Source organism: Dyella marensis (assembly GCF_900112865.1).
GTDB lineage: Bacteria > Pseudomonadota > Gammaproteobacteria > Xanthomonadales > Rhodanobacteraceae > Dyella_D > Dyella_D marensis_A.
On sequence record NZ_FONH01000003.1, the window covers coordinates 192,397 to 218,562 of the forward strand.

17 protein-coding genes are annotated in these 26,166 nt (G+C 68.4%); 2 read left to right on the forward strand and 15 right to left on the reverse strand.

The features are described from left to right. Positions 1-8 precede the first annotated feature (8 nt). From BM172_RS06520 to BM172_RS06540, 5 genes are all read right to left on the reverse strand, one after another. On the reverse strand, positions 9-1,463 hold the full coding sequence (locus tag BM172_RS06520) for a J domain-containing protein (RefSeq protein WP_026636072.1): 1,455 nt from the start codon (positions 1,461-1,463) through the stop codon (positions 9-11). Next, positions 1,463-3,154, reverse strand: coding sequence for a molecular chaperone HscC (locus BM172_RS06525; protein WP_026636073.1), 1,692 nt, complete (start codon positions 3,152-3,154; stop codon positions 1,463-1,465). Before BM172_RS06525 ends, BM172_RS06520 begins: the two co-directional genes overlap by 1 nt. A 43-nt stretch (positions 3,155-3,197) precedes the next feature. Next, complete coding sequence (locus BM172_RS06530; RefSeq protein ID WP_026636074.1) at positions 3,198-4,805, reverse strand: carboxyl transferase domain-containing protein; 1,608 nt, start codon at positions 4,803-4,805, stop codon at positions 3,198-3,200. 154 nt (positions 4,806-4,959) lie between these two features. Beyond that, complete coding sequence (locus BM172_RS06535) at positions 4,960-5,322, reverse strand: hypothetical protein (protein ID WP_026636075.1); 363 nt, start codon at positions 5,320-5,322, stop codon at positions 4,960-4,962. A gap of 144 nt (positions 5,323-5,466) precedes the next feature. Beyond that, positions 5,467-6,651 (reverse strand): acetyl-CoA C-acyltransferase, encoded by a 1,185-nt coding sequence (locus BM172_RS06540; protein ID WP_026636076.1) that lies wholly within the window; start codon positions 6,649-6,651, stop codon positions 5,467-5,469. Positions 6,652-6,890: 239 nt separating this feature from the next. Between BM172_RS06540 and BM172_RS06545 the strand changes: the two genes are divergently transcribed. Further along, entirely contained in the window at positions 6,891-9,695 is a 2,805-nt protein-coding gene (locus BM172_RS06545; RefSeq protein WP_026636077.1) for a S8 family serine peptidase, read from the forward strand. A gap of 33 nt (positions 9,696-9,728) precedes the next feature. Here the strand turns inward: BM172_RS06545 and BM172_RS06550 are convergent, their stop codons facing one another. After that, a complete protein-coding gene (locus tag BM172_RS06550) occupies positions 9,729-9,983 on the reverse strand; it encodes a hypothetical protein (RefSeq protein WP_026636078.1) in 255 nt (84 codons plus the stop codon). Between the two features lie 122 nt (positions 9,984-10,105). Further along, complete coding sequence (locus BM172_RS06555; RefSeq protein WP_026636079.1) at positions 10,106-11,263, reverse strand: isovaleryl-CoA dehydrogenase; 1,158 nt, start codon at positions 11,261-11,263, stop codon at positions 10,106-10,108. Positions 11,264-11,545: 282 nt separating this feature from the next. Between BM172_RS06555 and BM172_RS06560 the strand changes: the two genes are divergently transcribed. Beyond that, the gene (locus BM172_RS06560; protein ID WP_026636080.1) at positions 11,546-12,013 is read left to right on the forward strand and encodes a WapI family immunity protein; all 468 of its coding nucleotides are present in this window, start codon (positions 11,546-11,548) and stop codon (positions 12,011-12,013) included. 21 nt (positions 12,014-12,034) lie between these two features. On the opposite strand, the gene BM172_RS06565 is transcribed toward BM172_RS06560, so the two are convergent. The 8 genes from BM172_RS06565 to BM172_RS06605 all read right to left on the reverse strand — a co-directional run bounded on the left by BM172_RS06565 (position 12,035) and on the right by BM172_RS06605 (position 26,164). Then, positions 12,035-12,925, reverse strand: a complete 891-nt coding sequence (locus BM172_RS06565) for an aldo/keto reductase (protein WP_026636081.1) — start codon at positions 12,923-12,925, stop codon at positions 12,035-12,037. Positions 12,926-13,117: 192 nt separating this feature from the next. Further along, on the reverse strand, positions 13,118-13,846 hold the full coding sequence (gene fabG / locus BM172_RS06570) for a 3-oxoacyl-ACP reductase FabG (protein ID WP_026636082.1): 729 nt from the start codon (positions 13,844-13,846) through the stop codon (positions 13,118-13,120). A 43-nt stretch (positions 13,847-13,889) separates the two neighbouring features. After that, entirely contained in the window at positions 13,890-14,438 is a 549-nt protein-coding gene (locus BM172_RS06575; protein ID WP_026636083.1) for a COG4648 family protein, read from the reverse strand. Between the two features lie 87 nt (positions 14,439-14,525). Continuing rightward, positions 14,526-16,679: a YccS family putative transporter gene (gene yccS / locus BM172_RS06580; RefSeq protein WP_026636084.1), complete on the reverse strand. Its 2,154-nt coding sequence runs from the start codon at positions 16,677-16,679 to the stop codon at positions 14,526-14,528. Between the two features lie 186 nt (positions 16,680-16,865). Beyond that, a complete protein-coding gene (locus BM172_RS06585; RefSeq protein ID WP_026636085.1) occupies positions 16,866-17,969 on the reverse strand; it encodes a Glu/Leu/Phe/Val dehydrogenase dimerization domain-containing protein in 1,104 nt (367 codons plus the stop codon). Between the two features lie 233 nt (positions 17,970-18,202). After that, positions 18,203-21,079, reverse strand: a complete 2,877-nt coding sequence (locus BM172_RS06590; RefSeq protein WP_026636086.1) for a TonB-dependent receptor domain-containing protein — start codon at positions 21,077-21,079, stop codon at positions 18,203-18,205. Between the two features lie 742 nt (positions 21,080-21,821). Next, on the reverse strand, positions 21,822-24,161 hold the full coding sequence (locus BM172_RS06600; RefSeq protein WP_026636088.1) for a twin-arginine translocation signal domain-containing protein: 2,340 nt from the start codon (positions 24,159-24,161) through the stop codon (positions 21,822-21,824). 578 nt (positions 24,162-24,739) lie between these two features. Beyond that, the gene (locus tag BM172_RS06605; protein ID WP_026636089.1) at positions 24,740-26,164 is read right to left on the reverse strand and encodes an amino acid permease; all 1,425 of its coding nucleotides are present in this window, start codon (positions 26,162-26,164) and stop codon (positions 24,740-24,742) included. Positions 26,165-26,166: the final 2 nt, after the last annotated feature.

Below are 26,166 nucleotides of genomic sequence, written 5' to 3' on the forward strand. Positions count from 1 at the left end.
CCCCGTCTTCAGGCGGCCGCGGCGCTTGCCCTGCGGCGTCCGCGCTCCTTCCATGCATCGGCCAGCCAGAACGCCATCGCGATGGTGGCGCCGATTTCCGCCAGCGGTACCGTGGGGGCGTCTTCGCCGCTCAGGGCCAGGCGCAGCATGTTGGCCAGCACGATCCAGCCGACCGGATGGATGCGGAACCGCGAGGGTCCGGCGCCGCTGCGTTCGCGATAGCGGCGTATGCCCAGCACGATCGCCAGCACCACGATCACCACGCTTGCCAATTCGTCGACCCCCAGATACTTGAGCGCCACCGCGATCGCCGCCATCAGCGGAACGCAGGCCCAGCGCAGCCAGGTCCCGCGCCCGCCGTCCGTGTCGGGCAGGCGCTGCCAATAGTCGAGCCATTGCCAGCCCATATAGGCGAAAGCGAGTCCGGCGACGCCGCAGATCCACGCCGCGATGGTCGGAAAAACGTTCCAGGCCTTGCTGGCGTCGCCGCCGAGCGTGATCACGCCGAACAGCGCGGCGACCAGGGCGATGGCGGCGACGGTGGCGGTGACGATGCGCACCGAATTGATCGCCAGGCGCGGCAGCGACAAGCCGCGTGCGGCCGCCAGCAGCCAGAAATGCAACTGCTCCCGCGGCATGTAGGGGAGCAGTTCTTCCACGTGGTCGTCGCTCAGGCGGTTCGCGAAGCGCGCCAGTTCGCCCGGACGTTCCGGCAGCATCGACACCAGCAACACCTGCGGCCAGTGGAACGGGCGCACCAGCTGGCGCAACATGCGGCGGGTCATCTTGAGGTTGGGCGCATGGCCGGACCAGCCGGGGTCGTGCGCGCGCCGCGCCGCCGCCTCGATGTGCTCCGGCTGCATTTCCCATTGCAGCCGCATGCGGCGGCGCAGCCGCTGCACCGCGAACGGGTCGTAGCCGGCGCGCACGTGATCCAGATCGAAGAAGCCGAGCAGGGCGTCGAAGCATTCGGCCGGCATCGCCGTAGCCTGTTGCTGCACGCGCGCCATCATGTGCTGGCCGAGCGCAGCCTTGGCCTGCAGCGACCACAGTTCGTGGCGACCGGCCAGCCAGGCGAGCAAGGCCTGCGGGTCGCCGCGTCCGGCCACGGCGAGCAGCTCGTCCAGCAGGTGGGCGAGATCGACCGTGGTGGCAGGCAACGGCGCCTCGCCGCCCATGGCGCGCGGCGGCAGCGCGACGGGTCGGGCGTGCACCGGCGTATTGGCCGGCGCCGCCGCCATCGCGATCGGAGCTTCGTCCTGCCCATCGTCGCCATCGTGGACAGTCGCCTGCACCGTCCGGTTCTGGCAGAAGCGCAACGCGGCCTCATATGCCTCGCGCAGCCGCTGGAAACCGGCCGGATCTTCGTCGGGACGCGTGCCGCGCAGGCGCTGCGCATAGGCGCGTTTGATGCTGCGCTCGTCGGCATCCTCGGTCAGGCCGAGCAGTCCGAAGGCCCACATCAGAGTTGCCGCTCCAGCTGGTCCAGCGCGTCGCGGAACTGGCCGCGATGCTCGCGGATCAGCTGCTCGTCCTGGCTGTCCAGCGACTGGCGGAACTGGGCGATCCACTGCTGTACCAGGTCGCGCGCCTGCAGGTGTTCTTCGTAGAGGCGCTCGGCGCGGGCGAGCAGGGCGATGTTCTCCTGCTTGCTGCGCGGATGGATCTTGATGTCCTCCAGCGCGCGCAGGCGCGCGCGGATTTCCTCCGGCGTGAGCAGTCCCGGATTCTGTTCCAGGATCAGCTCGTGCCGTTCGCCGGTGGCCAGCACGGTGGCCTCGGCCTGCAGTACGCCGTTGATGTCGTAGGTGAAGCGCAGGCGCACGCCGTTCTCGGCGGCGGAGCGGTCGGGCTGCAGGTGGATGGTCATCTCGCCCAGCAGGATGTTGCGCTCGACCATCGGGCTTTCGCCCTGATAGACCTCCAGCGAGAGCAACTTCTGGTGGTCATACACCGGGTAATAGATTTCCTCGCGGCTCACCGGCACCGTGCTGTTGCGATGGATGATCGGCGAGAACAGGCCATCCTGGACCTGGCCGTTGCCGTCGCGGCGCGAAACCTTGGTGCCCAGCGTGTAGGGGCATACGTCGGTGAGGATGATCTCTTCCAGGCGCTGGTCGCGCACCTTCAGACCCGCGGCGACGCAGGCGCCCAGGGCGATCGCCTGGTCCGGGTTCACATGCCGCAGCGGCAGGCGGCCGAACATGCGCGAGACCAGCCTGGCGACCAGCGGCATGCGGCTGGCGCCGCCGACCAGCACCACTTCGCTCAGTTGCGCCGGCTGCAGGCGCGCGTCGCGCATGGCCCGTTCCACCGGCGCGCGCATGCGCTGGATCAGCGGATCGCACAGGCGCGCGAAGCGGTCCTCGTCGATGCTCCAGTTGCGCAGCGCGCCGTCCAGCGCGATCTCCAGCGACGACTGCCCGGCGCCGGCCAGCGAACGCTTGAGCAGTTCCAGGCGCCGCCGCAGCTGGCCCAGCTCGCCGGCCGGCAGGCGCTCGGGCGCGATGCCGGTGTCGGCGCAGAAGGCCTGTAGCAGCACGTCGAGGAAATCCTCGCCGCCGAGGAAGTTGTCGCCGGCGCTGGCGTGCACTTCGACCACGCCTTCGAACAGTTCGAGGATGGACACGTCGAAGGTGCCGCCGCCCAGGTCGAACACCACGAAGCGCGAGCCTTCGCGCTGCTCCTGCAGGCCATAGGCGAGCGCGGCCGCCGTGGGTTCGTTGATCAGCCGCTCGACGCGGATGCCGGCCAGCTCGCCCGCGGCGCGCGTGGCCTTGCGCTGCGCGTCGGAGAAATAGGCCGGCACGCTGATCACCGCCTCGGTGACTTTCTCGCCGGTGGCCGCTTCGGCGTCGTCGATCAGCGCGCGCAGGATCAGCGCGGACAGTTCTTCCGGCCGCAACATGCGCGAGCCCAGCCGCGTTTCGCGCGGCGTGCCCATCCAGCGCTTGAACGCGGCCACGCTGTCGTTCGGATGGCTGACCATGCGGTCGCGCGCGGCCTGGCCGACCAGCATGTGGCCGTGCTCGTCGACACTCACCACCGACGGCGTCAGCAGTTCGCCCAGCGCGTTCGGAAACAACTTCGGGCCGTTCTCGCCATAGCACCCGACCAGCGAGTGCGTGGTGCCCAGATCGATACCTACGATCATCCTTGAATGTCCCCCTGTGGACCGGTTGCTTGAATGGCCTGCGTTACATCCGAAACACGCCGTAGCGCTGCGGCTCGATCGGCGCATTGAGCGAGGCGGAGATGGCCAGGCCCAGCACGCGGCGGGTATCGGCCGGATCGATGATGCCGTCGTCCCACAGGCGCGCGCTGGCGTAGTAGGGGTGGCCCTGGCGCTCGTACTGCTCGCGGATGGGCGCCTTGAAGGCTTCCTCGTCCTCGGCGCTCCAGCTCTTGCCGGAGGCTTCCAGGCCGTCGCGGCGCACGGTGGCGAGCACCGAGGAGGCCTGTTCGCCGCCCATCACGCTGATGCGCGCGTTCGGCCACATCCACAGGAAGCGCGCGCCGTAGGCACGGCCGCACATGGCGTAGTTGCCGGCGCCGAAGCTGCCGCCGATCACCACGGTGAACTTCGGTACGTGCGAGCAGGCCACCGCGGTGACCATCTTGGCGCCGTCCTTGGCGATGCCGGCGTTCTCGTACTTTCTGCCGACCATGAAGCCGGTAATGTTCTGCAGGAACACCAGCGGCACGTTGCGCTGGTTGCACAGCTCGATGAAATGCGCGCCCTTGAGCGCGCTCTCGGCGAACAGGATGCCGTTGTTGGCGACGATGCCCACCGGATAGCCGTGGATGTGCGCGAAGCCGCAGACCAGGGTCTTGCCGTAGCGCGCCTTGAATTCGTGGAATTCGGAGCCGTCGACGATGCGCGCGATCACCTCGCGGATATCGAACGGGCGGCGGGTGTCCTGCGGGATCACGCCGTACAGTTCCTCGGCGGCATAGCGCGGCTCGGCCGGCGCGCGCAGGGCCAGCGGGATGTCCTTCCTGCGGTTGAGGCTGGCGACGATGTCGCGCGCGATCGACAGCGCGTGCGCGTCGTTCTCGGCGAAGTGGTCGGCCACGCCGGAGACGGACGTATGGACGTCCGCGCCGCCCAGCGCCTCGGCATCCACCACTTCGCCGGTGGCGGCTTTCACCAGCGGCGGGCCGCCCAGGAAGATAGTGCCCTGCTCGCGCACGATGATGGTCTCGTCGCTCATCGCCGGCACGTAGGCGCCGCCGGCGGTGCACGAACCCATCACCACGGCGATCTGCGGGATACCCAGGCCCGACATGCGCGCCTGGTTGTAGAAGATGCGGCCGAAATGCTCCTTGTCCGGGAACACCTCGTCCTGCAGCGGCAGGAAGGCGCCGCCGGAATCGACCAGGTACACGCAGGGCAGGCGGTTCTCCAGCGCCACTTCCTGCGCGCGCAGGTGCTTCTTCACGGTCATCGGGAAATAGGTGCCGCCCTTGACGGTGGCGTCGTTGGCGACCACCACCACCTCGATGCCGTGCACGCGGCCGATGCCGGTGATGATGCCGGCGGCCGGCGCGGCGTCGTCGTACATGCCGTGCGCGGCGAGCGGCGAGAGCTCGAGGAAGGGCGAGCCCGGGTCGAGCAGGGCGCGGATGCGCTCGCGCGGCAGCAGCTTGCCGCGCGCGGTGTGCTTCTCGCGCGCCTTCTCGCCGCCGCCTTCGGCACTGTGCGCCAGCTGTCGGTGCAGATCGTCCACCAGCGCGCGCAGGCTGGCGCTGCCGGCCTGGAATTCGGGCGAACGGGTATCCAGTTGCGAGGCGATGACACTCATGAGGCGAAGGCTGCGCTCGGGGAAAGGCCGGATGATAGCGGCCGGCGCACTGCAGCCGAAACACACCGCCGCATTTCCTCGCGACGCGGTTTTTTGCGGACGAAAAAAAACCGGCCGCTCGCGCGGCCGGTTTTCCTGAAGCATCGCGAAGGGATTAATGGCCCTTGGCGGCGTCCTTCGCCTTGTCCGCGGCGTCCTTGGCGGCGCCGGCAGCGTCCTGGGCAGCACCAGCGGCCTTGGAAGCGGCGTCGGCAGCCTGCTCCATGGCGGCAGCCGGAGCGGTGCCGGCGGCAGCCGGAGCAGCGGCGGTCGAAGCCGGAGCAGCAGCCGGAGCGGCAGCGGTGGAAGCCGGAGCAGCGGCCGGAGCCTGCTCGGCAGCCTTCTGAGCCTGGTCAGCCGACTGCTGAGCCTGGTCAGCCGACTTCTGGGCGTCCTGCGCGGAATCCTGCGCGCCGTTGCTGCAAGCCGCCAGCAGCGCGACGAGCGCGGAGGCGAGTAGGGTACGCGTGAACTTCATTGTTGAATCTCCTTTGCCGTGGAATGCCGTTTGGCGGGCGTATTAATAGCGCTTTCGCGGAATTTGCGCCACATCTTTTATTAACAAGGCCATGGCCGGGTTATCCCCCTTTCATGGGGATGCCCGGCCCAGGCGTGGCTGCTTTCAGCCCAGCAGTTCCACCGCGATGGCGGTGGCTTCGCCGCCGCCGATGCACAGGGAGGCGACGCCGCGCTTGAGGCCACGGGTCTGCAGCGCGTTGAGCAGGGTCACCACCAGGCGGGTGCCGCTGGCGCCGATCGGATGGCCCAGCGCGCAGGCGCCGCCGTTGACGTTGAGCTTCGCGTGCGGGATGCCCAGCTCGCGCATCGGCGCCATCGCCACCACGGCGAAGGCTTCGTTGACCTCGAACAGATCCACGTCGTCGACCTTCCAGCCGGCCTTGTCCAGCACCTTCTGGATGGCGCTGACGGGAGCGGTGGTGAACCACTCCGGCTCCTGCGAATGAGTGGCGTGCGCCACGATGCGCGCCAGCGGCTGGAGGCCGCGGGCCTTGGCGTCGTCGGCCGAGAGCAGCACCACGGCGGCGGCGCCGTCGGAGATGCTGGAGGAGCTGGCGGCGGTGATGGTGCCGTTCTCCTTGCGGAAGGCGGGCTTCAGGCTCGGCACCTTGGCGATGTCGGAGCGGCCCGGCTGCTCGTCGGTATCCACCACCACATCGCCCTTGCGGCCGGCCACGGTGACCGGGACGATCTCGCCGGCGAAGGCGCCGTTCTGCTGGGCGGCCTGCGCACGCTTGACCGACTCGATGGCGAAGGCGTCCTGCTCCTCGCGGGTGAAGTGGTACTTGTCGGCGCACAGCTCGCCGAACACGCCCATGGCCTTGCCGTCGTAGGGATTGGTCAGGCCGTCCCAGGCCATGTGGTCGACCAGCTGGCCGTCGCCGTAGCGGATGCCGGTGCGGGCGTTGACCATGTGCGGCGCGTTGGTCATCGACTCCATGCCGCCGGCCACCACCACGGCGGCCGAGCCGGCCTTGATCAGATCGTGGCCGAGCATGATGGCCTTCATGCCGGAGCCGCACACCTTGTTGACGGTGGTGCAGCCGACCGCGGCGGGCAGGCCGGCCTTCAGCGCGGCCTGGCGGGCCGGGGCCTGGCCGAGGTTGGCCGGCAGCACACAGCCCATCAGCACTTCGTTGACGTCCTGTGCGGCGATGCCGGCCTGCTCCAGCGCGGCCTTGATGGCGGTGGCGCCCAGCACAGGGGTAGGCACGCCGGTGAACTGGCCGAGGAACGAGCCGATGGCGGTGCGCTTGGCGCCCGCGATGACAACACTGACGTCCGACATGGGGATCTCCGCAAGGACAGGGATGGGCATGGGGTGCCCGAGCAATCAGTGGGCAATTATCGCAGCCGCCTACCACTGTCGGCAAACCGTTGCCGCAACAGGGGATTGCGCGCGACCTCCGACGCCATTCGCAATTCGTTGCGCCGGCATTGTGCGAGCATGGGCAGGCAGGAAGAGGCCGGCGAGGAACCGGCCGCATCGACACGGACATGGGTCGTCAAAGAACGGGGATCAAGCCAATGGGCATCGGGAACGGTTTTCCGCGCCGGCGCGAGCTGTGCCTCGCCATCGTCATCGCATTCGGGCTCAGTGGCTGTGGAGGAGGGGGCGGCGGCAACGGCAACGTGCGCACCACCACGCCCACGACGCCGACCACGCCTTCGCAACCCAGCACGCCGCAGCCGCCGATCGACGCGCAGCTCACGCTGACCGATACCAATGCCGCGCACGCCCGGGGCTTTACCGGCCAGGGCGTGACCATCGGCGTGGTCGACAGCGGCGTCATGCGCAATCACCCGGCGCTGGCGGGACGGGTGCTGGCGGACCTCGTCTATGTCGACCCCAGCGTCAACAACACCAGCATCGACGACGTGGTCGGCCATGGCACCTGGGTGTCGCAGGTCGCGGCCGGCAAGCCGGTGGGGCAGTTCGTCGGCGGCATCGCGCCGGGGGCGGACATCGTGTCGGCGCGCATCATCGCCGACAAGGCGCCGACCGACGACGGCTCCGGCCAGGGCAACCGCGTCACCACCGCCGATCCGCTCGGCGCGATCAACGACGACCTGATCGCCAACGGCGTGAAGGTGATGAACAACTCCTGGGGCGGCCTGTACTGGGACGCCACCGCCACCGCCACCACGCAGAGCTTCCACGACGCCTACAGCCGCTTCGTCAACAGCTGGGGCGGCCTGGTGGTATTCGCCGCGGGCAATGATTCCAAGCCCAATCCCAGCGACGTGGCCGCGCTGCCGTACCGCGCGCCGGACCTCGCGCGCGGCTGGCTCACCGTGGTGGCGGTGGACAGCAACAACCCCACCCAGCTGGCCAGTTATTCCAATGCCTGCGGCGTAGCCATGAGCTATTGCCTTGCCGCGCCTGGCAACCTGATCGTCACCGGCAAGGACGACACGCCCGGCAGCACCAGCTACTACATCATCTCCGGCACCTCGTTCGCCGCGCCGCAGGTGTCGGGCGCGGCGGCGCTGGTGTGGCAGGCCTATCCGTACTTCAGCAACGACCTGGTGCGGCAGACCTTGCTCGGTACCGCCACCGATCTCGGCGCGCCGGGGCCGGATGCGGTGTTCGGCTACGGCATGCTCGACGTGGGCAAGGCGGTGAACGGCCCGGCCAAGTTCGACTGGGGCGACGTCACGGTGAACTTCAGCGGCAGTTCCAGCTGGAACAACCCGATCTCCGGCGCCGGCGGCCTGATCAAGCAGGGGCCTGGCACGCTGACGCTTACCCAGCCGTCCACCTATACCGGCCTGACCCAGGTGCAAGGCGGCGTGCTGGCGGCGAAGTCGCTCGCCTCCGGCGTGGCGATCGCCGCGCAGGGCACGCTGACCGACACGCATAGCATCGGCGGCAATGTCGCCAACGCCGGCGTGCTGACCGTGCGCGGCGGCGACGTCAACGTGGCGGGCAGCTACCAGCAGACCGGCGCCGGCCGCCTGGCGCTGGAACTGGGCTCGGTGCTGCGCACCGGCGGCAGCGCCACGCTGGCCGGCGGGGATCTCTATCTGATCGGCGCGGGTTCCGGCTACATGGCCAATGCGCACACCAATGTGCTGGTGGCCAACGGCGGTCTCACCGGTACCTTCTCCAGCGTCAACTCCGCGTCCAACGTCTTTGTCACCGCGACCATCAACTACGATGCCAACAGCGCCTGGCTCAACGTGTCGCAGGTGCAGGTGACGGCGCTGCAGGGCATGAGCTACACCGCCGCCTCGATGGGCGCGGCGCAGCGGGTGGACGGGGCGTTCCAGCAGATCAACACGCAACTGGCGCAGGGCGGCGCGAGCGGGCAGATCGCGGCGTCCGGTTTCGTCGCGGGCGCGGCGCAGCTGCAGCAGTCCTCCAGCCTTGCCGTCGCCCAGCGTTCGCTGGAAAGCCTGTCCGGCCAGCTGCACGCGGCCAGCGCGGCCATGACTCTGCAGGCGATCGATGCGAGCACGCGTGCGTTCTCCGACCGCTTCGACCAGCTTGCGCAGGCGCCGGCAGCGGGTGGCTGGTCGCAGAACCTCGGCTATCAGGGTTCGCTGGCGCGCGCCGGCTACGGCAATGTCAGCCTGGACCTCGGCGGCTGGATGGTGGGCCAGGACCGTCGCCTCGGCGCGAACGGCTTCGCCGGTTTCGCGGTGGCGCAGATGCAGGGCCTGGGGCGCCTGGCCGAGAGCGCGGACCAGGGCCGCAGCCGCGCCGTCGAGGGCAGTCTGTATGCCGGCATCGCGCGCGATGCGTGGTACGCGATGGGCCGCGTCGGCGTCGGCGACTACCAGGAAAACATGCGCCGCTACCTGCAGCTCGGCGACGCCAGCACGGCCGTGGCGAGCGACACGCGCGGCCGCTACGGCGTTGCATACGGCGAAAGCGGCTATCGCTTCGACGCCGGCGGCATGCACCTCACGCCATACGTGGATGTGCAATACACGCGCATCCAGCGCGACGGCTTCAACGAACTGGGCGGCTACGGTTTCGGCCTGAAGGCGCCGGGCCAGACCGTCGAGCGCTGGCAGGCCGGCGCCGGCCTGCGCGCGATGCGCAGCTGGCTGGTGCCCGGCCTGGGCCGGCTGGACCTGAAAGGACGCTTGTCCTGGCAGCAGTCGTTCGCCACCCGCGGCGACGTGTTCGACGCCAGCTTCACCGGACTCAATCAATGGGCGCCGCTGGGCGGCATCGGGCTGGAGCGCTATGCGGGGCTGGCCGGCATGGAGCTGGACTGGCGCTTCTCTTCGCGCGGCGCGCTGCAGCTGAGCTACGACCATTACTTCGGCCAGCGCGACCAGTCGAGCATGGCGACGCTGGCGTATCAGTACCGCTGGTGAGCGCGCGGCGGCTGCGGCGCGCGCCGTGGCCGCTCAGCGCGACGCGTGACGCAGGCCGTACGGCTGATAGTGGCCGCGGCGCGTGGCATAACGGGGGCGAGCCGCCAGCAGGTCGGCGAGGTGATCGATCGCATGGTCGGCCGGCGCAGCGATATCGCGCTGGGCTGCGGCATGCCTGAGCGCATTCGCGGGATTCATCCGTTGCGCCAGCAGCAGCGCGGCGACCGCGATGCGCGCCTGTTGCTCGCGCGGGTCGGGATGGAGGCAGTCGTTGGTGGTGACGCGCATGGGAAGGCGCAGGTCGGTAGCCGCTCGATCAGCGCAGGCCAGCATCGCCGCGCGGCGTGTCGCTTTCGTGACGTTGCCGCGACGGATCGCGCACGCCGCTGCGCGATCCGCCTGCCGGCAGCTCAGGACTTGCCGTGGTACAGCTCGCGCCCGATCAGCATGCGGCGGATCTCGTTGGTGCCGGCGCCGATCTCGTACAGCTTGGCGTCGCGCAGCAGGCGGCCTGCCGGGAATTCGTTGATGTAGCCGTTGCCGCCCAGCGCCTGGATCGCTTCCAGCGCCACCTTCACCGCGTTCTGCGAGGCATTGAGCAGGCAGGCGGCCGGATCGATGCGCGACTTGCTGCCCTGGTCGAACTCGCGCGCCACCATGTAGGCGAAGCCGCGCGAGGACTGCAGCGCGGTGTACATGTCGGCGACCTTGGCCTGCATCATGCCGAAGGTGCCGATCGGCGCGTTGAACTGCTTGCGCTCGCGCACATAGGGCAGCACCAGGTCCATCGCCGCCTGCATCAGGCCGAGCGGGCCTCCGGACAACACCAGGCGCTCGGTGTCCAGGCCGCTCATCAGCACGCGCACGCCTTCGTTGACTTCGCCGACGATGTTGGCGGCGGGGATCTCGCAGTCCTCGAACACCAGCTCGCAGGTGTTGGAGCCGCGCATGCCCAGCTTGTCCAGCTTCTGCGCGGTGCTGAAGCCCTTCATGCCCTTCTCGATGATGAAGGCGGTCATGCAGCGGCTGCCGGCCGGGCGCGGCGCGGTGCGCATGTAGACCAGCAGCACGTCGGCGTCGGGTCCGTTGGTGATCCACATCTTGGTGCCGTTGGCCACCCACACGTCGCCGCGCAGCTCGGCCTTGCAGCTCATCGAGCCGACCACGTCGGAACCGGCGCCGGGCTCGCTCATGGCCAGCGCGCCGACGTATTCGCCGGAGCACAGCCTGGGAATGTATTTGCGGCGCTGTTCCTCGTTGCCGTTGTGGAACAGGTTCTGCACGCACAGGTTGGAATGCGCGCCGTACGACAGGCCCACCGAGCCGGAGGCGCGGGAGATTTCTTCCATCGCCACCATGTGCGCCAGGTAGCCCAGGCCGGTGCCGCCGTAGGCCTCCGGAATGGTCATTCCGAGCAGGCCCATTTCGCCGAACTTCCGCCAGAGGTCGGCCGGGAAGACGTTATCGTGGTCGATCTGGGTGGCGCGGGGAGCGATCTCCTTTTCCGCGAAGGCGTGCACGCTTTCGCGCAGCAGGTCGAGCTCTTCGCCGAGGGAAAATGGACGCATCGGAGGCTCCGGAAGGGGACGGTGAGCCGGAAATGCTAACGCAGGACCCGCTTCGGCCTATGGCGCAGCGCACCACGAAAGCGGTCGGATCGGGCAGGGGTTGGAATTCGTCCGATTGCTTATGTCCGTGAAGTAGATCACAGTTATCCAAGATAAGTGGGTGGGGGCACCTCAGGGACTATGGATGTGAGAGGTTTTCTCGCGCTTCCGGCGCTGCTCGGAAGCTTGAGCGCATGGGCGCGCCGGCGTCTGCACCGGGGGAACTGGGCACGCGGCGCGTCGGTGAGCATCGACCTGGGCAGCCTGCGCCTGCGCGTGCTGCGCCGGGTGAAGCCGTCGGCGAACGATGCCTGGTGTCGCAATCAATTGCTGGTCGATGCGCACTGCAAGGTGCAGGGCTGCACCCTGGCCGGGCGCGGCACTCTGCTGTCCGCGGTGGACCTGCAGGCCTGGTGCCTGAAGCTGCCGCCGTTCCTGGAGGGCGAGCTGACGGAGCTGCACCTGTGCAGCGTGAGCGACCGCATCGGCCTGCACCTGCAGCGGCCGGTGCAGGAAAACCTCACCGCGGTGACGGTAGCCCTGGTCGACCCCGCGCGCGACGGGCATACCCTGTACGACGCCTGGCACAGCGGGCGCGGCCTGCTGTTCCTGGTCACCCAGCTGCAGCTGCAGGAATTCTTCGCGCAACTGGAGCGTGCGATGCACCGCTTCCCGGTGCGCTACGGCCACGCACAGCGCCAGCCGGCCTAGCTCCTTCCGGTAGAAGGCCGGTCAGGGCACCGGGTGCCCTTTGCCGGCCGTCCAGATCGCATACCAGTCCTCGTTGCCCAGCCGCACGTCCAGCGCGGCCACCGCTTCGCGCAGGCCTTCCACGCGGCCGGTGCCGGTGACCGGATGCGGGCGCGAGGGATGGCGCAGCACCCAGGCGAAGGCGAGCGTCGCCAGGCTGATCCCGAGCCGCGTCGCGATCGCCTCCATGCAGGCGCGTACGCGCACGGCCTGTTCGTCGGTGCCGGTGAACAGCCGGCCGCCGCCCAGCGGCGACCAGATCATCGGACGCAGGCCCAGCTGCTGGGCCTGGTCCAGCGTGCCGTCGTCGAGCGCGCCCAGCTGCAGCGGCGAAAGCTCGAGTTGGTTGGTGAGCAGCGGCGTGCGCCCATGCAGCAGCGCGAACTGGCTGGCGCTGTGGTTAGACACGCCCCAGTGCCGCACCTTGCCTTCGCGGGTGAGCGTGGCGAAGGTGTCGGCGAGCCCGGCGGCGTCCATCAGGTAGTCGGGGCGATGGATCAGCACCAGGTCGACGTGGTCGGTATGCAGGCATTGCAGCGAGCGCTCCACCTGCGCGCGCACGTAGGCGGCCGTGGTGTCGTAGTGATTCACTTGATACGGACGGCTGGCGGAGCGCAGGCGGATGCCGCACTTGGTCACCAGCTGCATGCGCCGGCGCAAGGACGGCGCGGCTTTCAACGCCTCGCCGAAGACCGCCTCTTCCGCATAGTCACCATAAATGTCGGCATGATCGAACGAGCTGATGCCCAGCTCCAGCGCCTGCTCGATCCAGCGCACGCGCGCCTGCACGTCGAGGTTCCAGCTGGTGAGGCGCCACAGGCCGGCGACGATGGGGGAGAGTTGCAGCTGCGGGGAGGCGGCGAGTGGTTGCATGGCGGGGTCGATGCAGAAAGACGCTCATGCTATCGGCCGTTTAAGCGATGCGCATCAAGCTCGTCATGCCGGCGCAGGCCGGCATCCAGTGACGACAGTGCATGGACGGGCGACAAGCCAGGAGCGACGCACGTTTTCGCTCGATCGTGGCGTGTCGCTACTGGATGCCGGCCTGCGCCGGCATGACGATGGTCAGCACAGGCCGCCATTGACGGCGAGCACCTGCCGCGTGATGTAGCCCGCCTCCGGACTCAGCAGGAACTGCACGGCGGCGGCGACTTCGTCCGGCGTGCCCATGCGCTGCATCGGGATCGCCGCGAGGATTTCATCCAGCGGCAGCCCGGCGTCGACCATGTCGGTATCGATCAGCCCCGGCGCCACGCAGTTGACGGTGATGCGGCGCTTCGCCAGTTCCAGCGCCAGCGCCTTGGCCGCGCCGATCACGCCGGCTTTCGACGCGCTGTAGTTCACCTGGCCGCGGTTGCCGATCAGGCCGGATACCGAAGTGATGCACACGATGCGCCCCGGCGCGCGGCGGCGGATCATCGGCATCACCAGCGGATGCAGCACGTTGTAGAAGCCGTCGAGATTGGTGCGCAGCACCTGGTCCCAGTCCTCGTCAGTGAGCGCGGGAAAGGCGCCGTCACGGGTGAGTCCGGCATTGCACACCACGCCGTAATAAGCGCCATGCGCGGCCAGGTCGGCCTCCAGTGCGGCGGCGCAGGCGGCGCGGTCGGCGATGTCGAACTGCAGCACGCGCGCCTGGCGTCCCAGTGCCTGGATCGCCGCCTGCACGGCTTCGGCCTCGTCGCGCCGCGAACGGCAGTGCAGCACCAGGTCGTAGCCCGCCTGCGCCAGGCGCAGGGCGATGGCGCGGCCGATGCCGCGGCTGGAACCGGTGACCAGGATGGTGTCGGTCATGCGTGGCGATCCTCGATAAGCGCAGCGGCAACCATAGCGAAGTTCATGCGGCCTGCCGCAGCACGCGGCGGCGCACCAGCCACTCGCCGGCGAACAGCGCGCCCATGATGAAGTAGGCGATCAGGCCGTTGTAGAGCGTCCACCAGCGCAGCGGCGCCCATAGCGTGAGCGCGGCCGATGCCAGCGCGTTGGCGGCGAAGAAGCCCATCCACAGCCAGGTGACCTTGCGCGTATACGGCACGGCCGCCGCCGGCAGCTGCGGATCCTGCAGGCGCGCGATGCGCTCGATCATCGGCGGCCCGTAGCGCAGGGTCAGCCCGAAGGCGAGCAGCAGCAGCGTGCAGATCAGGGTGGGATACCAGCGCAATAGCTGCGATTCGCCGCTCAGAGCCAGCAAGGCGCAATAGGCCAGCGCGGCGCCGAGCATCCAGCGGCCGCCCGGCTGGCGCCACAGCGCGGGCGCGCGCAGCAGCCAGGCGACGCCCAGCGCCAGCGCGAACGCCTGCGGCGGCACGTGTTGCATGCCGAAATACACCAGGAAGGGATACAGCACGCCGACGGCGAGCAGCAGGAAGGACGTGAGTTTGCGCATGCGGCCGGTCGGCACTCCACGAAACAGGCGGGGTTCGCCGCCTCCGCGACGGTCTGGCCGAGGCGGGCGCATGCTACCAGAGGCGGCTCAGCTGTCCCGCACTTCCAGCGCCAGCTCGGCCAGCCGCTCGCGCTGCGCCTGGATCAGGGCGAGCTGGCCCAGCACCAGCCGTGCGGTTTCGTCGCCGCCGACATACGCCGGCAAGGCCAGCAGCAGCGGCGCCGGCTCGTTCGTCTCCAGCGCTTCCGCCAGCTGCTCCAGCGCTTCCACGGTCCGCGCGCCGCAGGCTTGCACGGCCTCGCGCGCATGCCCCGCGGCCAGCGCCTGGCGGTTGGCGCCCAGCGCGGACAGCTGGCTGAGCAGCACGTGCGCCGCGCCGAGGAAACGCAGCAGCGCTTCGCCGCCGCGCCGGTGCCGGCCCGGCTCGCGCAGCATGTTGGAGAGCACGCCGCTGAGGCTGGCATCGGCGTTGTGGGCGTCGCGCCGCGCGATGCGGTAGGGCAGGTCGTCGCGCCGCCCCTCGGCGTACTGGGCCAGGATCCGCGCCAGGTAGCGCGCATCGCAGCGCAGGGTGTCGGCCATCACCTGGTCGAGCCGGCGTCCCTGCCAGTCCGGCAACACCAGATGGATGGCCAGCGCGGTGATCGCCACGCCGATCAGCGTGTCCACCATGCGCGGCCACATCACCTCGTAGCCGTTGCCGACCTGGTTGAAGCACAGCACCACGAACAGCGTGATCGCCGCGGTCGCCAGCGTGTAGCGGCGCTGGCGCGCGGCGAAGAACACCACGCCGGCGACGATCAGCAAGGGCACCTGCGCCGGTCCGAACGGCAGCAGGCGCAGCGCCGCCCAGCCGGCGACCAGCCCGGCCAGCGTGCCGGCCGTGCGCTGCAGCAGGCGCCGCCGCGTGGCGCCGTAGCTGGGCTGGCACACCAGCAGGGTGGTCAGCAGGATCCAGTAGCCATTGAGCGGGTGCACCACGCGCAGCACCGCATAGCCGGCCAGCAAGGCCAGCGCCAGGCGCAGCGCATGGCGGAAGCGGAACGAGCGCGGCGTGAACTGGATGCGGATGCGTTCCCAGGCTTCGGCGAGGTTGCCCGGTCCCGGATCCTGCAGCGCGCTTTCCTCGCCCGGGACGGGGCCGCTGGCCGGTTGTTCGTGTTCGAGCAGCGCCTGGATCGCTTCCATATTGCGCAGCAGGGCGTCCAGCGACTGCAGCAGCTGCGTCGTCGGCGGCGCGGACTGCATGCGCAGCGCGTCGATCGCGTCGTGCACGTCGTTGAGCGCGGCGCGCGCGGTGCCGTCGACCTGCAGGGACGTGCGCAGGCGCAGCGTCCGCGCGCGGTGCCGGCACAGGCCGGCGTGGCGGCGCAGCAGGTGTTCGCAGCGGAACAGCACGTCGCTGTGGAAGAACGCCTCGGCCAGCGCGTCGTACGGATAATGCGAGGAGCTGACGCGCTCGTGGATGTCCTGCGCGGCGAAATACAGGCGCAGGCGCTCGGCGGTGGGGCCGCTGGGCCGGCGCGGGCCGATGCGGTCGATCAGCACCAGCCGCGTCTCGTTGAGCGCCTGCACCACTTTTTCGTTGCGCATGGCCAGGTCCTGCTGCAGCGCCTCGCGGTCCACGCCCGGCAGGGGCGCGAACAGCGCCGCCTTGCTTTCCAGATAGCCGGCCAGCGCATCGAAGGTGCGCGCCAGCGCATGGCGCACCGCCTGCTGCGGCGACAGCGCGCTCCACAGCAGCGACAGCAGGCCGTACCAGGCGGCGCCGCCCAGCAGCAGGGCGGACTCGCCGAAGACGCCGGGATGCGCGCCGGAGCGGGCAGCGGCATCCGCGGCGATCATGGTGTAGACCGATAGCAGCAGGGTCGAGCCGGCGATGGCGGCGTAGCGATGGCTGGCCGCGCCGAGCATCACCAGCGCAAACGTGGCCAGTGGCAGGCCCAGCGCGAACAGCACCGGGTGCGGCAGCAGCAGCTGGACCGCGCCCGCGGCGACGGCGTAGCAGGCCAGGGTCACCAGCAGGGTGACCAGCCGGCTGCGCCAATGGTCCTCGGTCTCCGCGAGCGCGCAGGCGATCACCCCGAGCAGGGCGGGGATCGCATCGGCGAAGCGGCCTTCGGCCAGGCAATAGAGCACCACGCCGCCCAGGCCGAGCAGCACGCGCAGGCATTCGGCGAAGCGGTCCGAGCCGCGCAGGCGGCGCCAGGTATCGATGAGGGAAGCAGGAGGGAGGCTCACGCGCATCAGCATACGATGCGCGCGCCATCGTTGGGTCTGGGGAGTTATCGACGTTGCGCTCCGCCCGGCCCCTCATCCTGCCCTCTCCCCGGAGAGGAGAGGGGTATCGCATCCTGCCTGCGCAGGAATGACGAAAAAAAACGCCTCCCGATCGGGAGGCGTTTTCATAAACGACAACCGCGCGGCTTACTGCCCGCGCATCCGCCCGGCAAAGCGCGGCGCGCCATTCCCCATGTGCGGCAGCTTGATCTTGCCGATCGAGCTGATGCGCTCCTCCGCCAGGCGATCGGCCGCCTTATACGTCGGCACATTCTCCGACTTCGAAATCTCGAAGATCCGGCCCAGGTTGTAGTAAATCGTGCGCATCATGCGCATCGCACGCTCGCGGTTGTAACCGTCGATCTCCAGCGACACATTCATCACGCCGCCCGCGTTCACCGCGTAATCCGGCGCATACAGCACGCCGCGGCGGGTCAGCTCGTCGCCGATCGCATCGGTCGCCAGCTGATTGTTGGCGGCGCCGCAGATGATCTTCGCCTTGATGCGATCGATGGTCTGCTCGTTGAGCGTGCCGCCCAGCGCGCACGGCGAGTACACGTCGGCGTCGACGTCGTAGATCTCGTCCAGGCCCACCGCCTCGCAACCCAGCTCGTCCACGCAGCGCTGCACCGCATCCTTGTTGATGTCGGTGACGAACACCTTGGCGCCCTGCTCGCGCAGCAGCTTGATGAACTCGCTGCCGACGTGGCCGCAACCCTGCACGGCGTAGCTGTACTTGCCCACGTCCTCGTTGCCGTGCTTGACCTGCAGCGCGGCCATCAGGCCCTGCAGGGTGCCGAACGCGGTGAACGGCGACGGATCGCCGGAGCCGCCGTGCACCTGGTGCACGCCGGTCACGTATTCGGTTTCACGGAACACGTATTCCATGTCGTTGACGTCGATGCCGACGTCCTCGGCCGTGATGTAGCGGCCGTTGAGCGAGTTGACGAAGCGGCCGAAGGCGCGGAACAGCGCTTCGGACTTGTCCTTGGACGGATCGCCGATGATCACCGCCTTGCCGCCGCCCAGGTTCAGGCCGGCCACGGCGTTCTTGTAGGTCATGCCGCGCGACAGGCGCAGCACGTCGTTCACCGCGTCCTGCTCGGTCTTGTACGGCCACATGCGCAGGCCGCCGAGGGCCGGGCCCAGCACCGTGTTGTGGATCGCGATGATGGCCTTCAGGCCGGCGTCCTTGTTGTGGCAGAAGACGACTTCTTCGTGCCCCGTTTTGGCGATGGTTTCGAAAATCATTGGAACGGTGACTCCACGTTGGGGTGGCGCGGTTGGGGATGCGGTTGTCGGTACGGCGGCCGGAACGGCGTGCGCATGCCTTTAAAGTCAAAACCCCGACCGGGGGTCGGGGTGCTAACACAGTCCATAAGTCTAGCGGGTCACCCGGCGGGGCGCTGTTGCGTTGCAGCAGGAGGGCCGGGCGGGGCCGGCCAAGGCCCGCGCCAGGCCTTGGTCCGCCTCGATTCATTCGATCAAAACGTCACCGTCGCCCGCACCCAGTAGTAGCGGCCCATCACGTCGTAAGTGGCTACGTCGGTGTTCGAGTTGTTCACATTGTTCTGGTACATCAGCGGCGGTTGCTTGTCGGAGAGGTTGTCCACGCCGATGTCGAAACGCGTGTGCCATGCCTTCGCCTCGTAGCCCAACTGCACGTTGTGATAGGCATACGCACCGACCTTGCGCACCACGGCCGGCACGCTGAGGTCAGCCGACAGCTGCTGCCGCGTGTCGTCGCTGCCGACCTGCGTGCGGCCCACGTAACGCACGCGCCAGCTGGCGCTCCATGGGCCGCGCGACCAGTTCAGCGTGGCGAGCCCGCGCCAGCGCGGGAAGTTGCCATAGGCATAGGTGTAGCGGCCGGCGTTGTGGATGGTCACCGTGGTCGGATCGGACGGGTCGGGATTGACGTCGTAGCGCGCCACATAGGTGCTGTCCAGGCGCAGGCCGAAGCGGCCGTAGCGATCGGTGTCGAAGCGGTAGGCCACGCTGCCGTCCACGCCCTTGGTCGACAGCGCGCCGAGGTTCACTGTCGGCTCGGCCACGTAGTTGATATCGCCGCTGGCGAAGCGATGGATGAAGCTGCAGAACGCACTCGAAGGATTGGCATAGCACTGGTTGAGCACCGTCTGCGCCGAGATCGCGGTGATGGTGTCATTGAGATTGATGCGCCACACGTCCGCGCTCAACGACAGGCCCGGCACCCACTGCGGGTCGTACACCACGCCGAAGTCGAACGATTTGCCCTGTTCGGGCTTGAGCTGATAGCCGGCCGCGACCGAGCCGGAGGTCTTGGCCGAGACCTGCGGATTGGCCTGGCTGTAGCTGCCGTCGGTGGGCACGTTGGCGCAGGCCTGCGGATGGCCGCCCGTGTAGTAGTTGCAGGGATCGTTCACCGTCGGCGCATCGCCCGCAATGCCGCTGTACAGCTCGCTGATGTTCGGTGCGCGGAATACCTCGGACACGGTGCCGCGCAGCAGCAGGTTCTCGATCGGCCGCCATTCGACCGCCAGCTTGCTGTTGGTGCTGCGTCCCGCGCTGCTGTAGTCGGACCAGCGCGTGCCCAGGGTCAGGTTCAGCGTCTGCGCCCAGGGCTTGCCCGACAGCAGCGGAATGAGCGTCTCGGCATAGGCCTCCTTCACGTTGAAGCTGCCGGCCAGTACCGAGCTGCAGAACTCCACCACGCCGCACAGGCCATTGAGGTCGGCTACCGCCAGCGGATCGGTGCGCGTCGAGGTGCTTTCCTTGCGGTACGAGAAACCGGTGGCCAGGTTCACCATGCCCGCGGGCAACTCGAACAGGTTGCCATTGGCATTGGCCTCGAACTGCTTCACCGTGTACTCAGTGGTGGTCGCCGGATTGCGCTGGATGTTCTTCAGCGCTGCGATGGTGGTGGGATCGTTGACATTGAAGATATTGATCGGCGTGCAGCCGGCGATGGGGTTGCCGGGTGTGCCGCAGGTCACCTGTCCGGTGGATGCATCCCGGTACGACGGCCCCAGTCCCTGCTGGAAGCCGGTGTAATCGAGGAAGCCGTAGTTGACCGACTTCTGCCGCATCTTGCCGTAGTTGACCGCCGCGTCCCATTGCCAGCTGCTGTCGCCGAAGCTGCCGCGCAGGCCGGGCGTCACCTGCAGGTTGTAGGTGTTGTAGACGTAGCGGCGATAGCCCAGCGTGGTGAAGCGCGTATTGAAGTCGCCGTTGTTGGCGCCGCTGACGCGGTCGGTGCCGAAGTCCACGCCGAACGGGTTGTAGTAGTTGTCCTTGGAGACGATGAAGTTGTCGCCGTTGGCGAACACCGGCACCGGGGCGATCTGCGATTCGGACTGCGTCTTGGTGTAGTAGAGGTTGGCGTAGGCCTCCACCGCGTCGGTGAGCTTGTACTTGCCCAGCGCGAAGAACTGGTCGCGCTGCTGCGGCGTCTGCAGGATGTTGTCGCCCTGGTAGTTGTAGCTGTCCGCCACGCTGTAGCAGTGGTAGTCGCCCGGCGTGGTGGCGCCGCTGACGCCGGCGTTGAGCGCCACGCGCGAAGTGCAGCCCAGCGCATTGGCCTGCGTCTTGGGCAGGGTGATCGCGCCGTAGGGCGTGGCGGACGAACCGCTGACGATCACCTGGCCGCCGGTGAGGTTGAGCGCATCGCGCGAGAACGCGCGATCGCGCGCGGACACCGCATCCAGGCTCTGATGACCCAGCCCCACCACGACGCTGCCGCGTTGTCCGCTATGGCCGGCCGTCAGGTTGAAATTGCGGCGGAAGCCGTCGCCGTGCCGGCTCTCGGCGAAATCGCCGGACAGCTGCACGCCGTCGAAGCGTTCGCGCAGGATGAAGTTCACCACGCCGCCGATCGCATCCGAGCCGTAGATCGCCGAGGCGCCATCGCTCAGCACCTCCACGCGATCGATCATATTGGCCGGGATGCTGTTGACGTCGTTGTAGGCCAGGCGTACGCCATTGACCAGGATCAAGGTGCGCTTGTCGCCCATGCCACGCAGCGAGATGGTCGCCGCACCGGTGCCGCCGCCGTTGTTGGTATTGGCATTGGTCGCGTTGCCGGCGATCGACGGCAGCTCTTGCACGAGATCGCCCAGGGTAGCCTTGCCGGTGGCGGCGATCTGCGCGCGGTCCAGCGTTACCACCGGGTTGGCGGTTTCCACATCGACGCGGCGGATGCGCGAACCGGTGACGGTCACGCCCTCCAGGTTCCTGGCCTTCTCGGGGTTGGCGGCATCGTCGGGCGGCGGCGCATCCTGCGCCCAGCCATGCGTGGCGAGGCCCAGCATGGAGGCGGCGAGGGCGAGCTGCACGGCAAGGCTCAGTGCGCGCGGATGGCGATGATTGACACGATGAAGCATGGGCGGATACCTCGCATGTGGCGTCGTTGACAGCGGCGTCTGCAGCGGCCCTCCCTCAGGGCGGATGCGTTTCTTCAGGCAACGGGGCACCGTGCCGGGCTTCCCGCCAGGCTGTGTCCGTTGCGTTTCCTGCGGCCCGCTTGCAGCGGGCATGACGCGCTTAGTCCTAGCCGGGCGCGTCAGGTTGAAATTGCCGGTGCACGGCGTAGCGCTCGCCATGCACCTCGTTCAAGGGCGTCGCCACGACGGCGCCTTCGCGCGCGGGGGCTTGGATGCGGAGCTTGCGCGCCGAAAGCGTGCGCAGCCGGGCGGCCACTCCGGGCCGCCCGGCTGCCACGTCCGGCGCCGGCCGGGGTCTGGGTTGCGGGTTGGGGGCGGCGTCATAGCCGCGGCACTGCCCATCGCGGGCGAGACCGGCGACGGCCACGTGTTGCAGAAATCGTCTGCGGTGATCGCTACAGCCTGACGGCATGCCCTCTCCCCGTACGTGCTGGATGACGGCGCATCCCCCCATGCGCATGGTTTCATCGTGCCGTCACATGCATGGGGCGTCTTGTCGTATTTGGGAAAGGGGCGTGCGGAATTGCGCACAGTGCCGCGCCCACGACGCACATGTAGGTTGGGGTGAGCAACGCGAACCCCGACAAACGCGCAAAGTCGCCAAGCCATTCCCAACCGTTGCCGGCGAAACGAGCCCAGTGCTTTGCCATGGGTGGAGATTTGTTGGGGTTGTCACCCCAACCTACGTGAAGGTGGCGGTGATGTGTGTGCTGCGGCCGCTGAGGCGGACCGACTCGCCGCGCCGTTCTTTCACCAGGACGCCGTCGATGCGCACTTCGCCGAGCCGTTTCCCTTCAGGCGCGCGCAGGCTCAACCACACCGCGCCGGGCATGCGCTCGGGCAAGACGACTTCACCCGCGACGCCATGCCCGCCATCCGGCTGCAGGCGCACATCGACCCGCCCCCAGCGTGTGGGCGCGCTGCGTATCTCGATCGCCTTGCCGCCACCCATCCACCGCCGCGGCACTGCGCGCGCCAGCTGCAGCGTCTCGCCCGCGCTGTCCTCGAACACCAGCATCCAGCGCAACAGCAGGGGCATGGTCAACTGCGCGGGCATGCAGAACAGCGGCATGCCGCCGCTCAGGTCGCTCACTTCGCCCGCGGTCCAGCTGCCGGGCGTATGCGCGTGGTAGCGGTGCGCGTAGACGAACAGCAGGTATTCGTCGATGCGGTCCAGTCGCAGCAGCTGCTGGGCGTAGCCATAGGAGATGAAGCCGAGGATGTCGCGTCCCTCCGGCGACGGTGGCGCGACGTTGGCGACCACGCCGACGGAAGTGGCGCCGTGGCCGCGCATGCAATCGATCACCAGGTTGGCCAGGTCATCGGGCAGCACGTCGGCCTGCAGCAGTTCGGCGTAGGCGCGGTGCGGCCATTGCTGTTCGCTGGGTTTTTCCTGCAGCAGGGATTGGCGAAAGGTGAGTTTTGCGCCGGGCAGCGGGCCGATATAGGGCGGATGCAGATCGTGGCGGATGTTGGCGCGCAGCGTGCGCACGAGCTGGTCGGAGAGCACGCTCGCGCGTTCGCGCCAGCGCGCGGCCTGGGTTGCGCCGCCGGTGTCGATCTGCGGCCAAGCCACTGCCAGGTCGAGGAACCCGCGCACCGCGAGCGCGCTGTTGGCGTAGTACGGCTTCCACCACACCTGCGGGTCGGGGAACAGGCAGGCATCCGATTCGTTCCAGCCGTGGATCAGGCCGTGGCCGGGATCCTGCTTCGGCAAGCGCAGGCTGGCGTCGTGCAGCTCCTGCAGAATCCGCGCGGTGGCTTCGATCTTGCCCCGGTGCTTGCGCAGCAGCGTCACGTCGCCGGTGTAGTGCAGATAGCGCGCCAGCAGCGACAGGGTGAGGCCGAACTGGCCGGTCTCCGCGCCGCGCATGTTGACCATGCCATCGTCCTGCACGAAGTCGCTGAAGTACCCGTCCAGCACGATCGCCGCCTGCTTGAAGCGGCCCCATTCGAGATTGGCGTAGAGCGAACTGGTGAAGGTGTCCTGGAAGCCGTCGTACTCATTGCCGTAGTAGTCGCGGTCGACCGCGCCGTACTTCGGATAGCTGCCGCCCGGCCGCACCACCAGCTCGCGCGCGAAGGCGAAGCGTGCCATGTCGGCCCAGCTCTGGTCCGGCGTGCGCATCGCGCAGGTGTCGGCGAGCTGCTGTTGCCATGTGTCGTGGAAGCGCAGCAGCGCGCGATAGAACGCCGCGGCCGTCGGCGGCTGCCGCGTGGGCGGATACGACGGATAGCTGTAGCCGTAATGCACCTCGCTCATCTGCCCATGTTCGACCAGCGCGGTGCGATGCCAGGTCTGCACCACGAAGCGGTCGGTCGCATCCACGTCGGCGAACACCAGCACGTCGTACCAGCGCCCGTCGCCCAGCGGGAACACCTTGTGCACGGCCGGAAGCCATCCGCCCAGCACGCCTTCGCGCCGCTTCGGCGCGAGTGTTTCGTCGCGCAATGCCGGCGTGTCCTGCATCGGCTTGAAGGTACGCGTGCGGCCGTCCGGAAACACCGGCATCGTATCGGCGCAAGTCACATTGCCCACGAAGGTGGTCCAGGGCAGCCGGCCGTTGTAGTCCTTCGGATCCAGCACGCAGGCGAGCGGCGGCGCGGCCAGCCGAACCTGCTCCGGATCGGGCTCGCCGCGCTTGAGCAGACGGTCGGCCAGCAGGTCCGCATCGGCCAGCGCCAGCTCTTTCAGTGCGACGCCAAGATAGGGCGTCCCCGCTTCAGCCGCGCATGATTCGGTGCGCTTGCCAAGCACGCAGGCGCCATCCGGCCCGACCAGGGTGATCGCGCCATCCGGGGTGACGAGATCCTCGAACACCGACCAGGCCGCGCCCTGCAGATCGAAATGGCCTACTCGCAGTTGGCCTTCGGTGGAAAGCGACGCCAACGGCACGCGCGGCGGAGGCGGCAGCGCGGCCTGCGCTTGCCCATCGACTGCCGCGCTCGTGACATCCCAACCCACCACGCCGGCAGCCGCGCCGGTCGCAGCCAAGCCTTGCAGAAAGCGACGCCGATCCATTTCATCCCCAGGCCGACGCTCCCCGCGCGGCGAATCATGAAGAGAAAGTCCGCATACGCGCCGGCGTGCGGCAGAAGACGGGGAGGTGGCTTCCGTAGGCGGACCTTAGCCGCAGGCTCCCACGCGCCAAGATCCGGGTCTTGTATCGATGCGGCGGTGGGTGTGCGGAAAGCCGCATAGTGAGACAGCTGTCTTACATCAGGCCGGGAACGATCAGCCTCACGCTCCCCCCGGCCCCACACCCCTTCACCCCTCTCCCCGGAGGGAGAGGGGTGAAGGGGTGTGGCAAGAACAGCGCAGCGCCAAAGCTCGCCTCAGTCCGAGCTCTCAGGCCATTTCTTTTTGGTTACTTTTGCTTTGGGCCAGCAAAGAAAAAGTAACTCGGGCGCCGGCAGGCGTCCGAAATGCCCGCTGCATAAGCGGCCAGATCACGGAAACGCGACCATCAGGCGATACCGTTACTGGATGACTCGCTTCGCTCGCCCCTTCGGGGCCGCCCTTCGGGCGTTCTTCGCGCTACGCGCTCGTCCTGCCTGCGCAGGAATGACGAGCAAAAAAACCGCTATACAGACGACAGACTACTTCCGCGCGGCAGCCGCCAACCCCCTCGCCGCCAGGCGACTGTGCGATCGCCCATACCCCAAATACACCACACACCCCACCAACAACCAGATCCCAAACCGCACATAGGTCACCGCCGGCACCCCCCAGATCAACCAACAGGAGAACCCCACGCCGACCAAGGGCACAAACGGCACCCACGGCGTGCGAAACGGCCGATGCAACTCCGGCCGCCGCCACCGCAGCACCGCCACCGCCGTACAGATCACGATGAACGCGCCAAGCACCCCGATATTCACCAGCTTCGCCAACTCATCCAGCGGAAACAGCCCCGACGCCACCGCCGTCACCGTCCCCAACAGAAAAGTCGCCCGATGCGGCGTCCGCCACCGCGGATGGATTCCGGCGAACCACCCCGGCAACAACCCGTCGCGCCCCAGGCTGAAGCCGATGCGCGCTCCCGCCAGCAGGTTGGCGAAGATCACGCTGGTGATGCCGCACACCGAAGCCAGTGAAATCACCGCCATCGTCCACGGCATGCCGATGCGGATAAACGCATTCGCCACCGGCGCATCGTTGTCGAGCGTCGTGTACGGCACGATGCCGGTCAGCACCAGGCAGATGGCGAAATACAGCAGCATCGCGATGCCCAGCGAAAGCAGCACCGCACGTGGCAGGTCGCGTTGCGGATTGCGCGACTCCTCGGCCGCGGTAGTCAGCATGTCGTAGCCGAACACCGCGAAGAACACCACCGCCGCGCCGGTCACCACGCCATGCATGCCGAACGGCATGAACGGATGCCAGCGCTCCGGCTTCACGTAGGCGGCACCGGCGATCACGATCAACGCGGCGCCGGCGATCTTGATCGCCACGATCAGCGTGTTGAAGCGCGCGCCCCATTCCATGCGCACCGCGAGCAGGGCGGTGATCAAGACCGAGATCAGGATCGCCGGCAGATTCACCACGCGCCCGGGCGCGGTGCCCCATGCGCCTTGCGCCCAGGTGGGCAAGGGCAAGCCGAAGTTGTCGAGCAGCACCTGCGCGTAGCCGGACCAGCCCACCGCCACCACCGCGGCAATCAGTGCATATTCCAGCAACAGGTCCCAGCCGATGATCCAGCCGGCGAACTCGCCCAGCACCGCGTAGCCGTAGGTATAGGCGCTGCCGGAGACGGGAATCAGGCCGGCGAACTCCGCATAGCACAGCGCCGCCGCCGCGCTGGCGATGCCCGCGAGCAGGAAGGACAGCAGTACTGCCGGTCCGGCCTGCGTCGCCGCCACCGTGCCGGTGAGCACGAAGATGCCCACGCCGATGATGCCGCCCAGGCCGATCGCGGTGAGCTGCCACAAGCCGAGCACGCGGCGCAGGCCGGTGCCCGTGTCGGCCTCGCGCTGGAGGCTTTCGACCGGCTTGCGCCGGGTGATGTCGTCGATCAGGCCCATCG